Origin of the sequence: Mycobacterium mantenii (assembly GCF_010731775.1) — a bacterium.
GTDB lineage: Bacteria > Actinomycetota > Actinomycetes > Mycobacteriales > Mycobacteriaceae > Mycobacterium > Mycobacterium mantenii.
This window is the reverse complement of the sequence record NZ_AP022590.1, coordinates 4,296,452-4,312,590: the sequence shown is the minus strand read 5'-3', so window position 1 is coordinate 4,312,590 and position 16,139 is coordinate 4,296,452. Positions and strand designations below refer to the sequence as shown.

General features: G+C 67.7%; 9 protein-coding genes and 1 pseudogene. 4 read left to right on the top strand and 6 right to left on the bottom strand.

Features of this window, described 5'->3' with window-relative positions:
* The first annotated feature begins 3 nt into the window (after positions 1 to 3).
* Positions 4 to 4,227, top strand: a complete 4,224-nt coding sequence (gene eccCa / locus G6N50_RS19485) for a type VII secretion protein EccCa (protein WP_083099561.1) — start codon at positions 4 to 6, stop codon at positions 4,225 to 4,227.
* Here eccCa and G6N50_RS19480 read toward each other — a convergent pair.
* Both G6N50_RS19480 and G6N50_RS19475 read right to left on the bottom strand, forming a co-directional pair.
* On the bottom strand, positions 4,208 to 7,063 hold the full coding sequence (locus tag G6N50_RS19480) for an MMPL/RND family transporter (RefSeq protein WP_083099563.1): 2,856 nt from the start codon (positions 7,061 to 7,063) through the stop codon (positions 4,208 to 4,210). The genes eccCa and G6N50_RS19480 overlap by 20 nt on opposite strands.
* The gene (locus G6N50_RS19475) at positions 7,056 to 7,436 is read right to left on the bottom strand and encodes a hypothetical protein (RefSeq protein WP_083099564.1); all 381 of its coding nucleotides are present in this window, start codon (positions 7,434 to 7,436) and stop codon (positions 7,056 to 7,058) included. The genes G6N50_RS19480 and G6N50_RS19475 overlap by 8 nt, the downstream gene beginning before the upstream one ends.
* Positions 7,437 to 7,569: 133 nt before the next feature.
* Between G6N50_RS19475 and G6N50_RS19470 the strand changes: the two genes are divergently transcribed.
* Positions 7,570 to 8,787, top strand: a complete 1,218-nt coding sequence (locus G6N50_RS19470) for a sensor histidine kinase (RefSeq protein ID WP_083099566.1) — start codon at positions 7,570 to 7,572, stop codon at positions 8,785 to 8,787.
* Complete coding sequence (locus tag G6N50_RS19465) at positions 8,787 to 9,449, top strand: response regulator transcription factor (protein ID WP_083099578.1); 663 nt, start codon at positions 8,787 to 8,789, stop codon at positions 9,447 to 9,449. The genes G6N50_RS19470 and G6N50_RS19465 overlap by 1 nt, the downstream gene beginning before the upstream one ends.
* A gap of 4 nt (positions 9,450 to 9,453) precedes the next feature.
* On the opposite strand, the gene G6N50_RS19460 is transcribed toward G6N50_RS19465, so the two are convergent.
* Positions 9,454 to 9,714 (bottom strand): hypothetical protein, encoded by a 261-nt coding sequence (locus G6N50_RS19460; protein ID WP_142275788.1) that lies wholly within the window; start codon positions 9,712 to 9,714, stop codon positions 9,454 to 9,456.
* A 511-nt stretch (positions 9,715 to 10,225) separates the two neighbouring features.
* Between G6N50_RS19460 and G6N50_RS19455 the strand changes: the two genes are divergently transcribed.
* Positions 10,226 to 11,479 (top strand): HNH endonuclease signature motif containing protein, encoded by a 1,254-nt coding sequence (locus tag G6N50_RS19455; RefSeq protein ID WP_163650867.1) that lies wholly within the window; start codon positions 10,226 to 10,228, stop codon positions 11,477 to 11,479.
* 231 nt (positions 11,480 to 11,710) lie between these two features.
* On the opposite strand, the pseudogene G6N50_RS19450 reads toward G6N50_RS19455, so the two are convergent.
* From G6N50_RS19450 to G6N50_RS19440, 3 genes and pseudogenes are all read right to left on the bottom strand, one after another.
* Positions 11,711 to 13,043, bottom strand: a pseudogene (locus G6N50_RS19450) (aromatic ring-hydroxylating oxygenase subunit alpha).
* Positions 13,044 to 13,053: 10 nt separating this feature from the next.
* Entirely contained in the window at positions 13,054 to 14,814 is a 1,761-nt protein-coding gene (locus G6N50_RS19445) for an N-acyl-D-amino-acid deacylase family protein (RefSeq protein ID WP_083094753.1), read from the bottom strand.
* 135 nt (positions 14,815 to 14,949) lie between these two features.
* A complete protein-coding gene (locus G6N50_RS19440; protein WP_179970037.1) occupies positions 14,950 to 16,086 on the bottom strand; it encodes a phosphotransferase in 1,137 nt (378 codons plus the stop codon).
* Positions 16,087 to 16,139 lie beyond the last annotated feature (53 nt).

Below are 16,139 nucleotides of genomic sequence, written 5' to 3'. Positions count from 1 at the left end.
AGAATGTCCAAGAAAGCTTTCCCCATCAACCGCGTCAAGATCGAGCCGCCGAAACCGGTGCGGGTGGCACCCAGCGCACCGATCGCGCTGCCGGAACGCGAGCCACGCAACATCTGGGTGATGATCGGGGTGCCGGCGCTGATCGTGGCGCTCATCGGCACCATCGTCATGCTCTACGTCTCCGGCGTGCGCAGCCTGACCACCGGCTTCTTCCCCCTGATGGGCATCGGCGCCTTCAGCATGCTTGCCTTCTCCGGCCGTTTCGGGCGCGCGCGCAAGATCACCTGGGGCGAAATGGAAAAGGGCCGTCGCCGCTATCTGCGTGAGCTCGACGCCAACCGTGATGAGATCCAGACCGCGGTGTGTGCGCAACGCGAATGGCAGAACTCCGTGCACTCCGACCCCCGCGGGCTCGGGGCCATCATCGGCGGCCCGCGGATGTGGGAGCGCGGACGCGGCGACGCGGACTTCCTCGAGGTGCGTCTCGGCACGGGCGTGCAGCACGCACCGGACTCGGTGCTGTCGGTGACCTGGCCCGACATTGCCTCCGATGAGGAGCTCGAACCCGTCACCGGACAGGCGCTGCGCGATTTCATCTTGGAACAGCGCAAGATTCGCGATATTGCCAAGGTGGTCAACCTGCGCTCGGCACCCGGCTTCAGCTTCGTCGGCGACGACCTGGACCGGCTGCGCTCGTTGATGCGCTCGGTGCTGTGCTCGCTGGCGGTGTTCCATAATCCGCGTGACGTCAAGCTGATGGTGGTGACCCGAAATCCCGAGGCGTGGTCGTGGATCGTCTGGCTGCCGCACAACCTGCACGACGAGTTGTTCGACGCCTGCGGGTTTCGGCGCCTCGTCTTCGCCACCCCCGAGGAACTCGAAGAGGCGCTGGGCGTCGAGCTGCACATGAAGGGCAAGCGCGGCGCGTGGACACCGCTGGCCGCGGCCAGTCCCACCGCGATGGGCTCGACACTGGAAACCGGCACGAACACGGTCGATCTGGGCCCGCACCTGGTGATCGTGGACGACAACACCGGCAGCCCCGACGCGTGGGAGAGCGTGGTGGGGCAGGTCGGCAAGGCGGGAATCACGCTGCTGCGCGTCGCCTCCCGGGTCGGCACCGGCGTGGGCTTCGCCAACGACCAGGTGTTCAACCTCAGCGAACGCCACAGCGCACCCAGCGGCTCGGTCAACGGCGACATCACCCTGCACCGGAACGGCTCCGACGCCGACGGCGAGGACAATCGCCCGGCTCCACTGCTGCGCGTAAATAACAAGTTCTTCGCCCACGCCGACCAGCTCTCCGTACACCGCGCCTACCGCTACGCCCGGGCGATGGCCCGGTGGTCACCGACCAGCCGCAGCGAGATCGCCGACTCCGTCAGCGGCGCAACCGAATTGCTGCGCGCCCTGGGCATCAGCGACCCCCGGGACCTGGACGTCGACCGGTTGTGGGCCGAGCGTCGGGGCCGCGGCGACGAGCGCTGGTGCGAGGTCCCGGTCGGGGCCAAACCCAACGGCGAGCTGCAGAACATCACCATCCGCGCAAAAGACTTCGGCGGCTTCGGGTTCCACTCCGTGGTCATCGGCACCAGCGGCTCGGGTAAGTCGGAGTTCTTCCTGTCGCTGGTCTACGGCATCGCGCTGACGCACTCCCCAGAGACGTTCAACGTCATCTTCGTCGACATGAAGTTCGAGTCGGCGGCGCAGGATATCCTGGGCATCCCCCACGTGGTGGCCGCGCTGTCGAACCTCGGCAAGGACGAACGGCACCTGGCGGAGCGGATGCGCAGGGTCATCGACGGTGAGATCAAGCAGCGCTACGAGCTGTTCACCTCGGTGGGCGCCCGCGACGCCAACGACTACGAAGAGATCCGGCTGGCCGGACGCGACCTGCCGCCGGTGCCGGTCCTGCTCGTCATCGTCGACGAGTACCTGGAACTGTTCGCCAACCACGAGAAGTGGATCAACCTGATCATCCACATCGGCCAGGAAGGCCGCGGAGCCAACGTCTTCTTCATGCTGGGCGGCCAGCGACTGGACCTGTCCTCCCTGCAAAAGGTCAAGTCCAACATAGCCTTCCGCATCGCGTTACGCGCCGAGTCCGGTGACGACAGCCGCGAGGTGATCGGCTCGGACGCCGCCTACCACCTGCCGTCGAAGGAAAACGGTTTCGGTCTGCTCAAGGTGGGTCCGCGCGATCTCGAACCGTTCCGGTGCTTCTACCTCTCCGCCCCGTTCGTCGTGCCCAAGACCAAGGAGGTCGCCACCACCGTCGACATGACGCTGACCAAGCCGCGGCTGTACAACTGGCAGTTCCAGCCGCTGGACGCCTCCGACGCCACGGCATTGGAGGCGGCCGCCGCCGTCGACGCCGAACCCGACGAATTCCTGTACTACGACGACGGTTTCAAGCGGAAGAAGATCGTCGACGTGCTGCGGGAGTCGCTGCGCGAGGTGCCGCACCGCTCACCGCGCCGGCCGTGGTTGGAGCCGCTGGAGGAGCCCGAGTCCATCGACGCGCTGGTCGCGGGATACCGGGGCAAGCCATGGCACGTCGACTATGGGCGCAACGCGGGGCTGATGTTCCCGGTGGGTGTGATGGACATCCCCGAAGAGTCCAAGCAGATCGTGCACGCGGTGGATGCGTTGCGCAGCAACGTGATCGTGGTGGGGGCCAAGCAGCGGGGCAAGACGACCACACTGATGACGCTGATGTGTTCGGCGGCAACGATGTACAGCCCCTCGCGCGTGACGTTCTTCTGCATCGGCGGTGCGACGCTGGCCCAGGCCGCCTCGCTGCCCCACGTCACCGACATCGTGTCGCCCAAAGACGCCGAGGGCATCGAGCGCATTTTGAGCAGCATGGACGCCCTGATCGACGCCCGCGAGGATTCGTTCCGGCGCCTCAAGATCGACCTCGACGGCTTCCGCGAGCGCCGCTTCGCGCCGGGCAGCGACGGCCTGGGCGGCACGGACGCCAACGACCCGTTCGGCGATGTGTTCGTGGTGGTCGACGACTACGACGACCTGTACTCGAAAGATACGGTGCTGGGCGATCGCATCATCTCGTTGAGTAGCCGCGGCCCGGAATACGGGGTGCACGTGATGTGCAGCGCCGGTGGCTGGATTCACGGCCAGCGGCAGAGCCTGCTGCAAAACGCCACGGCGCGAATCCAATTGCGGCTGGCCGACCCGAGCGAAAGCCAGATGGGGCACTCGTCGCTCGAGTCGCGGGACGCGGCCCGGCGGACGCTGAACCGGCCCGGCTTCGGTCTGACCGACAGCTTGCACGAGCTGCGGGTCGGTGTGCCAGCACTGACCGATGCCAGCACCGGCGCGATGGTCAGCATCGTCGACGTCGGCGCCCGCATCGCGGAGGTCGCCGGCGTCACCAAGCACGCCACCCTGCAACGCTTGCCGCAGCGGGTGGCGCTCAAGGCGATTCTGGAGTACGAGGCCGCTCACCCCACCGCGCCTCAGTTCCAGGACCTCGCGATCAGCTTCGCCATCGGCGAGCGTCACGAACTGGGTCCGGTCCCCATCAAGCTGCGCGAGAGTCCCGGGTTGATGATCTTGGGCCGGCAAGGCTGCGGAAAAACCATGTCGCTGGTCGCCATTGGCGAGGCGATCATGAACCGATTCAGCCCCGAGGAAGCGCAGCTGACGCTGATCGACCCGAAGACCGCGCCACACGGTCTGCGCGATCTGCACGGACCCGGATACGTGCGCGCGTACGCCTACGACCAGGACGAGATCGACGAGGTGGTCACCACGCTGGCGCAGCAGGTCCTGCTACCCCGGCTGCCCCCTAAAGGCCTGAGCCAGGAGGAGTTGCGCGCGCTCAAGCCGTGGGAAGGCCCGCGGCATTTCGTGCTCATCGACGACATCCAGGACCTGCGCCCGGATCAGAGCTACCCGCCCAAGCCGCCAGTGGGCGCGGCGTTGTGGAAGCTGATGGAACGTGCGCGGCAGATCGGCTTGCACGTCTTCACCACTCGCAACAGCGCGAACTGGGCCACGTTGCAAATGGATCCGTGGATGCGGTTCCAGAATTCGGCGAAAGTGGCTCAGCTATATATGGACAACGATCCGCAGAACCGGATCAACCGAAACGTCCGGGCCCAGACACTGCCGCCGGGGCGTGGCCTGCTGGTCAGCGTCGACGGCGACGTCGAGGGCGTTCTGGTCGGGCTGCCGTCGTCGGTCATACCGCCACAGCAGTAACCAGTTGCGGATCGGGTCTTTTCACCGCCGACGTGGCGGCGCGACGGGGGAGTGGACGCGGCCACCAGAACCAGCGGCCCAGTAGCGCCACGATGGACGGCACGATGAAGGCCCGCACCACCAACGTGTCTACCATCAGCCCCACCGCGATCGTCGTGCCGATCTGGGCGATGCTGAGCACGCTGCTACTCAGCAGCGCCAGCATGGTCAGCCCGAAGATGACGCCGGCGATGGTGACCACCCCGCCGGTGCCACCGAACGCCCGGATGATGCCGGTCTTCAGGCCGGCCGCCGCCTCCTGTTTGACGCGCAACGCCAGCAGCAGGTTGTAGTCCGCGCCGACGGCGATCAGCGCAATGAAGGCGATCGGGGCCACGGCCCAGTGCAGGTCGTGATGGAGCAGGTGCTGCCAAATCAACACACTGGCACCGATGGCCGACGCGTAGGAGGTGACGACCGTTCCGACGACGACCAATCCCGCGACCGGGCTGCGCAACATCGCCGTGACGATCAGAAAGATGAGGACCAGCGCGGCCCCCACCAGCAGCGTGGTGTCCCCGGCCACGAAGCGCTGCAGATCGGCGGTCACCGGGCCCACTCCGGCAAGGTCGACCTCGGTCGGCGTGAGGGTGCCTTCCTTGGTGGCCTCCTTGATGGCGGCGCGCACCTGATCGGCCCGCTTGGCGCCCTCGCCGCCCCACTCCGAGCCGTCGCCATAGACCAGCAGGTATGCGGCGCGGCCGCTTTCGGAGATCAGGTGGCGCAACGCGGTGGTGTACCGCGGGTCGCTCAGCGCCCGCTGCGGCATGTAGAAATCCGCTGCGGCGCTGCCCTGGAATTGGGTGGCGATCTCGTTCATGTAGTCGGTCAGCTGACGCATTTGGGGTCCGAGCGTGTCGGACAGACTCAGCAAGTCATGCATGGCCGAACGTGCCTGCCCCAAAGCATCTTTCATCGACACGACACTCTGCGGCAGCGTGGCCATCGCGGTGGCGGCTGTGCTCGACCCGCTGGTGAGTTTAGCGGCGCCCGAATCCAGGCGCGTGGAAGTCTGCACCAGGCTGTCGACGGGCTGGAGCACCCGATCCACCGTCGAGCAGATCGGATTGGTGGCGCAATCGGGGGTACGCCCGACGAAGTCCCGCAGCGGGTCGAGGTAACCCGACACGGTCGTGACATTGCGCTGCAGGCCCTCCATCCCGGCCCGCATGTCTTCCGCGGCACCCGAGACTTCCGCCAATCCCACACTGCCACCGCGTAATCCGATACCCAGCCCGTCTACCGCAACCTGGGTTTGCGCCAGCGCGCTGTCCAGCTCGGTGACCCGCTTGAGCCGCTGGGTCAGCGAATCCATGGTGTCGCCGAACTGCCGGCCGAGCACGCCGGCCTGATAACTCAACGTCGCCTGTTCGGGCACCTTGCCGTCGGGGCGACTGGCGGACTGCACCGCACGCACCCCCGGTACGGCCATGATGTGACGGGTGATTCGCTCGATGGCGATCAGGCCGGCCGGGTTGCGCAGGTCGTGGTCGGCCTGGATCGCGACAACGTTGGGCAGCAAGGCGTTGGCCGCGAAATGCCGGTCAGCGCTGGCATAGCCGCGGTTGGAGTCGGTGGACGACGGCGTGGCGGCGGGTTCGTTGAAGCCGACCCGCATGCTCACCAAGGGCAGCGCGACCAGCAGCGTCAACGCCAGCGCGGTGACCAGGATCGGCCCGGGCCAGCGCGCCACCGCCGCCCCGACCCGGCGCCAGCGCCGCGCGGTCTTCGACGGCCGCGGTTCCAGGTATCCGCGGCGTATCGCCAAAGTCATGAGCGCCGGCGTCAGCGTCAGCGCCGCAACCATGGTGGCCAGAATGCCGATGGCGCAGGGCAACCCGGCGCTGCGGAACGAGCCCACCTTGGCGAACACCAGGCACGCCAGCGCCACCGACACGGTCAGCGCCGATCCGATCACCACGGGCGCGATTGAACGGTAGGCCTGCGTCAACGCCTCGGCCGGCGCGACGCCGCGACGCCGGCCCTCGTGGTAGCGGCCGACCAGGAAGATCGCGTAGTCGGTGCCGGCCCCGAGCGTCATCGCCGCCATGAGCGCCACCGAAAACAGGGATACCTCAACCACATTGGCCTGGCCGAGGGCGGCGACGACGGCGCGTGCCAGGGCCAGGGCGAGGCCCACGGAGGTCAGCGGGATCGCCGCCGCGACCGGCGATCGGTAGACCAGCAGCAACAACAGCAGGATGAGACCGATGGTGGCCGCGGTGATTCCGAGCATCTGACGATCGATCGCGGAGAATTCGTCAACGATCGTCGCGCCGGGCCCCGTGACATGAACGGCCAGGCCCACCGGCGGTGAAAGCTTCTGGACGGTCCCGCGCACCGCGTTGACCGAATCCCGCGCCTGCGCGGTGCCGAGCATTCCTGCCAGCCGGACCATCACGCTGACCGCCTTGCCGTCCGAACTCTGTGCTCCGGCGGCGGTGGCCGGCTGCGACCACAGGTCGGTCACCGCGTAGACGTGGCGCTGATCCGAACCGAGTGATCCGGTCAACGCGTCGTAAAACTGGCGATCCCGCGGGGTCAGCCGCTGATCACGTTCCAGCACAACGTAAACGAAGTTGTTGCTAGGGGTCTGGTTGAACAACTGGGCGGCCCGGGCCGCGGCCACCGCGCTCGGCGCGCCGGGCGGCATGAAGGACCGGGCATGCGAGTCGACGACCCGCTCCAGTTGCGGCACCGCCACATTGGCGACGGCCGCGGCCAGGATCCAAAACCCGACGATCAGGACGGCGTACCGACCGGTCAGGCGCGCGAAACGGCCCATTCGATCATGCAACGGTCTGCCGATCGCTGGTCGGCCCGCCGAACAGGCCCACGGCGACATGCTCGCCGCGGGTAAGCGAGCGCACCCGCACCGACCGGCGGGTGCCGATCTTCACCAGCGCGTGCAGCCCGGGCTCGGCGGCCTCGAGATCGGCGCGCACCTGTTGGGCCGATGCGCCCTCGTGGGCCGCCTGATCCAGCTTGGCCACCAGCATGGTGATCCAGCGCTGCCCGAGCGAGAGCATCAAACCCTCCTCGTCGCCGAATAGCTCGGACACCTCGGATGAGTTGTCGATCAACGCAAGTGCCGACTCGGGGTCCGTCTCGGCGGCTTTGATCACCTCGGCCATGAAGGCCATGCGGTTGTGCAGCTGTGTCCATGTCATGACTCGACGCTAGAAAAACAGCCACCCGCCGCGCGTCGTGCCGAAGTGCAGTCTTTGTCTCCTACCACGGGCGGAGACGGGTGCCGCCCGCAGGAGGATGTGACGTCGCGCCGGGCTCTTCTAGGATTGCACGATGGCGCACGCCGCGGTGAATTACCTGCGGGAACAGCTCCGCCGACGTAGCGAGCTGATCCCGGTCGGTGTCACGTGGGCGGCGATGATCTCCGTCGATGCCGCCCTCGTACTCGGCGGCGTGATCGGGACGTTGCAGCGGCCAGCCGCCGATCTACCCGTGGCACTGGGGGCGTTCGCGCTCGCCCTGTCGCCGGAGTTGGCGTTCTTCGTCTTCAACATGAAGATCACCCCGGGACCGTTGTGGGCGACCTGGTCGACGGCCACCGCGCTGACGCTGTTCGGTACGTCGACGCCCATTCACGCCGATTTCGCACCGGCGTTGTTGGTCCTGATGGTCTTGGTCGTCGCGACGCTGGCGTCGGTCTTGTTCGGCTTGCTGGCCACCGCGTCGGCGGCCGCGCTATTGCTTACCGCGTCCGCATTGCACCGACTCGACACGGTGGTGCTGTATTTGGGTCTCATCGCGGTGGGTTGGCTGCTCGGTTACCTGATGCGCACCCAACGGCTGCTGCTGGCCGAACAGATCGAGGCGCAGAACATGCTGGCCGAACACGCCGCCGCCGATGAGCGCCGGCGCATCGCCCGCGAGGTGCACGACGTCATCGCCCATTCGCTCAGCATCACGCTGTTGCACATGACCGGTGCACGGCGCGCGCTGCAGCAGGATCGCGACGTCGACGACGCCGTCGAGGCTTTGGAGCAGGCCGAGCGGCTGGGCCGCCAGGCGATGGCCGACATCCGTCGCACCGTCGGCCTGCTGGACAACTGGCCGACCAAGACCGCGCCGACCGCGCCCGAACCCGGCATCGACGACGTCGCGGCGCTGGTCGAGGGTTTCCAGCGGGCCGGACTGACCGTCGCGCTGTGCGTCGAAGGCCCCACCGATCACGTGTCCGCCGCGGTCGGCCTCGCGCTGTACCGCATCACCCAGGAGTCGCTGGCCAACATCGCCAAGCATGCGCCCGAGTCGAAAGCCGGTGTGGTGCTCGATATTTCACCGGCGTCCGCCCGTCTCGCCGTCACCAATCTGGTCCCGGCCGCGGTGGTGGCCGCGCCGTCGCAGGAAGGGCGCGGCGTGCGAGGCATGCGCCAGCGGGTCGAATTGCTCGGCGGGGCCATCGACGTCGGCCCCACCCGGGACGGCTGGTCGGTGTGCGCCGAAATACCGTTGCAGGAGGGCGATACCGCCTGGCGGCCCTGGTGGTGTAAGGGGTGATCCCGGGTCACTCGGCGGCGCCCGAGATCACCGTCTTGTTGGTCGACGACCAGGACCTGGTGCGGTCGGGCCTGCGCCGGATCCTGCGCCGCAAGGACGGTTTCGTCATCGTCGCGGAGTGCGCCGACGGTGACGAGGTGCCCGCCGCGGTGGCCGAGCACCGGCCCGACGTCGTCGTGATGGATCTGCGGATGCGCCGCGTCGACGGGATCGAGGCGACGCGCAGGATGGGCGGCAGGCCGCCGGTGCTCGCGCTGACCACCTTCAACGAGGACGAGTTGTTATCGGGGGCACTGCGTGCCGGGGCGGCCGGCTTCGTGCTCAAGGACTCGTCTGCCGAGGAACTGATCCGCGCGGTGCGGGCGGTCGCCAGGGGCGACAGCTATCTCGATCCCGCGGTGACCTCGCGTGTGCTCACCACCTACCGCAAGGCCGCCCCCGGACCCCGCGGCACCGCGATCGGCGAGCTGACCACCCGCGAGCTCGACGTGCTGACCCTGATCGGGCACGGCCTGTCCAACACGGAGATCGCCGACGAGCTGTGCATCTCGGGCGTCACGGTCAAAAGCCACATCGGGCGGATCTTCGGAAAGCTCGACCTGCGCGACCGCGCCGCCGCGATCGTCTACGCGTACGACAACGGCATCGTCGCGCCGCGCTGAAGATCTAGATAGGCGTTGACTGCTCCGCCAGGTTCAGCAAGACGTAGGCCATGCAGATCAGCAAGTTCAGCACCACCATGACGATGCCCGCAAAGATCAATGAACGGGCGCTGCGTTGCTTTAGCCGCTTGAACCGCGCGGCGCGCGACTCGTGGTCGAGTCGGATCGCGATCAGCGCAAAGTTCACGTTGATCATTTCGTGAGCGGCCAGCGGCGCGCCGGCCAGCAATTCCCGCAGCCGCTCCGGTGCCGTTCGAACACCCACCCGTTCGAAACGGTGGCACAGACGTCGCGCTCGCCGTTGGCGGAGCGTGTGATACGGCAGGCGAAGCTGCCGCGCAAGCTGCCCTCGATCGTCCCCCCACGGGTAAGACGGGGTCATCACAAGCGGGATTCTAAATCGCCCGGCGTCACTTTCGCGCCGTGAACGCGAATTATGTTGCGAGATATCAGCTCGTCGTTTGCGGTCAGGTGCTCGGACAGGGGTGGATCCACGTAACGTTCGAGGTCGCGAAGCTACCAGGGCGCCATCGGATGGCGCTTGGGCGCATCCGCCCCAGGCTCCGCCGGGTTCAGTGCTCGATGTCGAACTCGAGCGCCAGGGTGATGGGGCCGCGCAGCGCGTTCACCGGTTTCCGCGGAGCTGGGCAGGTGCGCCGCGCGTTGGGCGGTTCGCGCCGTGGGAGTTTATGTCTGCTCGCGACAAACCTGACTTGGTGGACTGAGCGGGGATCGGGCAGCCCGGACTTGTCGGTGGTGGCTGCAATGATGATGTGATGTCTTTGACCGCATCCGCTGGTGCTGTGGTGGTGAGTCCCAGCGAGCGTGTTGCGGTGTTGTTCGAGGAGCTGGCGGAGTTGACGGGTCAGCGCAACGCGATTGATGGGCGCATCGTTGAGATCGTCGCCGAGATCGATCGCGACCAATTGTGTGGCGTCACCGGCGCGCGGTCGGTGCCGGCGTTGGTGGCCTGGAAGACGGGCTGCTCGCCGGCGAACGCGCACACGATCAGCACCATCGCGAGCCGGCTCGAGGAGTTCCCACGCTGCGCTCAAGGCATGCGAGAGGGCCGGCTGTCGACCGATCAGGTCGGCGTCATCGCGGCGCGGGCCGGGGCGGGTTCTGATGAGCACTACGCGCAGCTGGCGCGCTGCGCCACGGTCAATCAGCTGCGCACCGCGGTCAAGCTGGAACCGCGACCCGAACCCGACCCCCGGCCCGGGCTCGAGCGCTGCTCGATCACGACGACCACCAACGAGCAGGGCAGCTGCTATCGGATCGCACTTGCCCACCAGGACGCCGCGAAGTTCGACGCCGCCTTGGCGTCTCACCGTGATGCGCTGATCGCCGAGTGGAAGCACGATCACGGTGAGGGCCGGGGCGCTTTAGATCAGCGGCCCCCGTTGCCGGGCACCGCCGAGGCGTTTATGCGCCTGGTTGAGGCCGGATGGGACGCCGAGGCGGCCCGCCGCCCGCACGGGCAGCACACCACCGTGGTGGTGCATGTCGACGTCGAGCAGCCCGCTGCGGCACTGCATCTGGGTCCGCTGCTCACCGACGCCGAACGCCGATACCTCACGTGTGATGGCACTGCCGAAGTCTGGTTCGAGCGTCACGGTGAGGTCATCGGTGCCGGGAGGGCGACCCGCCTGATCAACCGGCGGCTTCGCCGCGCGCTGGAGTACCGCGACCGCACGTGCGTGGTTCCGGGTTGCGGTGCCACCCGTGGTCTGCACGCCCATCACATCTGGCACTGGGAGGACGGCGGCCCCACGGAGTTGGCCAACCTGGTGCTGCTATGCCCTCATCATCACCGGTTGCACCATCGGGGCGTCATCACCATCACCGGACCCGCAGGCGCTCTCACCGTCACCGACGACGCCGGCCGGTTACTGAGCCCGGGATCGCTGGCACGCCCACCGACCCAACCCCCTCCCGCGGTGGCGCCCTGCCCGGGACCTACCGGCGAGCGCGCCGACTGGTGGTGGTATGAACCCTTCCACCCCCAACCACCACCGACAAACAACTAGCTTGGTTTCCGGAATCGGTCACTACCGGCAATGCATCGAAGCTCAAACATATTGGGGTATCGAGGAATTCGTGAACATTCCCGGCTGCCCCCACCGCTTCGTGGACATCGGGGCACCGACAACCAAACACGCACCGCCCCCGCGGCCCCGCGACGTCCGCGACCCCTCATCAACACCCGCGATGACAGTGCGCACTAACTGGGGCCAAGTTGGGTCTGCGCGCGAGAAACTTTAGGCGCCGCCGGTCATCCGCTGTGACTCCGGCAGGTCCAAGTAACGCTCGAGGTTGCGATGCATGTTGATCACGCGGCGTTCCTCGCTGGACAACACCAGGTGCGTGAAGCCGGGTTGGTGCATGCCGCGCTGCAGGCCGGGGAGCACCGCGATGTCTTGAGTGAGCACCACGCCCGGCTCGGCCGCGTCGGCGGCCATGCGGACATCCGTGGGCTTGGTGCGTGGCGCCCCCGGCGGCATTCGCGTCATCAAGAACATGACCAGCTCGCCCCTGTCGGGGCAGGGGGCGGAGGCGGGGCGCGAGCACATCACGGTCAGGTGGTCGGCGTTGGTCAGCAGCGTCATGTTGGGGAACACGTTGTACTGGTGCAATCGGGTCATTCGGTCGGTGTCCGCCCAGTCGAGATCGACGCCGCGACTCGCGGCGAATGCCCGGGTTCGGTCCGCGATCAGGTCGGCGACCGTCTGTCCGGGCCGGCGTTCGTCGGCGGGGAAGGGCGTCCCTTCGGCCGCGCCCATCAACGCTCCCTGCGTGTAGACGTAGGCGTTCCAGACCTCTTCGTCGCTCAGCGCGCCGTCAAAGCGTGGGCTCGGCACACCGTAGGGCTGGTCGGACTTGCCGGTATGACCCCAAATCCGTTGCGGCGCATGGATGTCGTCGACGCAGCGCAGCAGTTCGGGATGCAGGGTCGCAATGTGGTAGGTCTCGCTGTATCCGTCGGCGATCGTTTTCCAGTTCGCGTCGACCTCGACGGTGAGCGTCGCGTAACAGCGGAAGTCCTCCAGGTGACACCAGGCGATGTCATCGGGCACCGCCTCCAGGTATTCGGTCAACGGCAACGCGTCCGGGTCGAGGTTGACGAAGACGAGCCCCGCCCAGGTGTCGACCCGCGCCGGTATCAGCGGAAAGTCGGACATCCTCAGGGCGCCGAAGCCCTTGCGGTTGGGCACCCGTTTGAGCGCGCCGGCCAGGTCCCAGGTCCAACCGTGATAGCCGCATTTGAGTTCGCGCAAGCCCGAGCCCGATCCGGTGCACAGCGAATTGCCGCGGTGCCGGCAGACGTTCTGAAACGCTCGGAGCACCCCGTCGTCGTCCCGGATGATCAGCACCCCGTACGGCCCGCAGCGGTACTCGAAGTAGTCGCCGGGCGCCGCGACGTGGTCGGTCATACAGGCCAATTGCCACACCCGCGGCCACATCCGTTGCAGCTCGAGCGCGGCGAAGGCGGGGGAGTAGTAGCGTTCGGCGGGCACCAGCGTCGGATTCGGGCGGGGTGCCGATGGCGTCCTCGTCGCGGGTTCGCGCCGGATTGCCGGCCGTCGTGGCCATCGAGGAGTTCTTAACGCGCTCCGCGGACCAGTCGCCCGGGCCGGGCGCCGGTGTCGACGTCGTTGCGCCGCGTCACCGTTCCGCTGACGATGGTCGCCGCATATCCGCTGGCGCCCTGCAGGATTCGGTTGCCACCCGCGGGCAGGTCGAATGCCATCGCCGCCGGGTGCAGGGTCAGAGCAGCCATGTCGATGACGTTGAGGTCGGCCTTCTTGCCCGGCTCGATGGTGCCGCGGTCGGTCAGGCCGAACAGGTGAGCGGTGTCGCGAGATTGCTTGCGGATCACGTACTCCAGTGACAGCTTCTCGCCCCGGTGCCGGTCCCGCGCCCAGTGGGTGAGCAGGAACGTCGGATACGAGGCGTCGCAGATCATCCCGCAGTGGGCGCCGCCGTCGGACAGTCCGAGCACGCCGGCGGGGTGCAACATCATCTCGCGGATCGCGTCGTGATTGCCGTCGGCGTAGTTGAACAGCGGCAGCATCAGCATGGAGGTCGCGTCGGACTCCAGCATCAGGTCGTACAGCGTGGACAACGGCTCATCGCCGCGGGCCTTGACGATGGCCGCGACGGTCCGGTCCGGTGTGGGCTCGTAGTCCGGCGGATTGCCCAGCGCGTACAGCCTTCCCAGCGAGTGCTGCACCAGTGCGAACATCCCGTCGAACAACAACGTGGGGTCGGGCGGCAGGTCGTCCTCGGACAGGATCGCCGCCTTCACCGCGGGGTCGGCCAACCGCTGCGCGAGCTCCTCGCGGCCGCACTCGGCCTTCAGCCGCCGGTAGGTGGGCCGATGACTGAAACCGTGATGCCCCTGGAAGCCGATCATCATGCCGAACGGGCGCGCCGCGATCTGCGGGTGCAGTCGGGCGCCCGCGGCGTGCGCGTCCGCCGAGAGGTCCAGCATCTCGCGCCACAGTTTCGGGTCGGCATCCACCTGGATGAGCGCGAAGGACACCGGACGGTCGATCTCGCCGCCCAGCCGCCGCATCCAGTCCAGTTCTTTCTTGGGCCCGATGATGTCCTCGCCCGCCGCCCCCTGGGGGGCCAGCTCGAACACCGCCTGACCGCCGGCCGCCATGGCGCGGCCGAGGCCGAACAATTCTTCCTCGGCGGCGAACGTGCCGGGAACCGGTTCGCCGTCCATCGCGCGGTGGCCCATCGTGCGCGAGGTGGAAAACCCGAGCGCCCCGGCCTCGATCGCCTCGCGGACCAGCCGGCCCATTGCCTCGATGTCGTCGGGGGTGGCCGGTTCGTTGCGGGCACCGCGCTCGCCCATGGCGTAGGCCCGGATCGCGCCGTGGGCGACCTGGCTGCCCACGTCGACGGCGTAGTTGTGCTTCCCGATCGCATCGAGGTACTCGGGGTAGGTTTCCCAGCCCCAGGTGATGCCCTCGGTCAGCGCGGTCCCGGGGATGTCCTCGACGCCCTCCATCAACTCGATCAGCCATTGCTCGCTGCCGGGCCGCACGGGCGCGAAGCCGACGCCGCAGTTGCCGGTCACGATCGTGGTCACGCCATGGCCGCTGGACGGCTCGAGCAGGCTGTCCCAGCTGACCTGGCCGTCGTAGTGAGTGTGGATGTCGACGAAGCCGGGGGCCACCACATGGCCTGTCGCATCGATGGTTTCGGCCGCTTCCCCGCTCATCGCGGGGCCGTCGGCGGAGCGGCGGACGATGTCGGCGATCTTGCCGTCCTTGATGCCGATGTCGGCCTGATAGCGTTCCGCGCCCGTGCCGTCGACGACCGTGCCACCGATGATCTTCAAATCGAACATGAGACTCCTCTTCGCCGTCGTGGGCTTGTCTCCGGAGGGCTGTCGACGCGTGCAGGCGGCGCAGTATTTCGCTACGGTAGGTAGCGTAACTCTTGGCGCGACGAAGGCAATAGCCTCAGCCGAATTCGGCGTGCCCTACAGCGAACCCTTAAGGGCTGCGACGGTTTCCAGGTCGTCGAGCGCGGCGACGCCGCGACGCAGGCCCTCCATGGCGATGTCTTCGACCTGCATTCCGCCCATTCCGGCGGTGATCAGCGGGGCGGTGTACGCATACAGCGCGCCCTGGCGGAAGCGCAGCCAGAGCTCGTCGCCGTCCAGCTCGGGTCCGCCGGCCGCCACCAGCGCCCGCCGGTAGTCGTCGAGCAGTTCGCGCTGGTTGGTCCGCCGGTCCTCCGGCGTCAGGCTGGTGATCAGCGTGTAGGCCAGTTCGCGGGAGGGATGCCCGCGGCGCACCGCCTGCCAATCCAGCAGTCCGGCCTTGCCGCCGTGGAAGTACATGTTGCCGGGGTGGGCATCGCCGTGCATGACGGTATGCGGGGGAGTGTCGATGAGGGCGGCGGCGGCGCGGTAGTTGTCGGCGATCAAGTTGCCGTTGGCCACCGGAATCGTGGTGCGCTCGGCGAGGCGCTTGATCGAGGAGTGCATGAGCGAACCGGTCAACAACGATGTGACGTCCCCCGACGGGGTGCACAGCCAGCCCAGCGGGCCGCGACCGTCGCGCGGCAGCCGGCCCCAGAAATTGGCGTGCAATTCGGCCAGCAGCTCGATGATGAGGCTGGCCTGGTCGGTCGACAGCGGATGCAAGGTGTCCGGGAAGTCGCACGACTCGGCCGGCAGATCCTCCAGGACCAGCAGGTACCGGCCGGTCCAGGCCTCGAACGCCGCGCCGTAGCAGTAGGGGACGCCGACGACCTGCGGCGCGAGGTCGCGGTAGAACCGCACCTCGGTGTGTCCCAGACGTCCGAGTTCGCCGATCAGCCGGGTGGCCGCGCTCTGTGCCGCGACCTTGACGAACACCGAATCGGGCACGTTCTTGCCGGTCAGCACCAGCCGGCCCCGCGAGGAGGTGCCCGCGTCCCGGCTCAGGACGCGGATCGACCGAACCGTGGTTCCCATCACCCGGGACAGGACCGCGGGGTCGATGCCTTCGACCGTCCGCGGCAGGCCGAACCGGCCACCCACCACCGCGTCGGTGGCCACCCGGCCCGCACCGCGTCCCAGGTGGGCGGCCAGACCCAGGATAGAAAAGGCTTGTTCCACAGGATTTTTCATATCCATCCATCCCGACTTGCCAGCCGGCCGCAGTGCTGCGCTCTTAACACCGC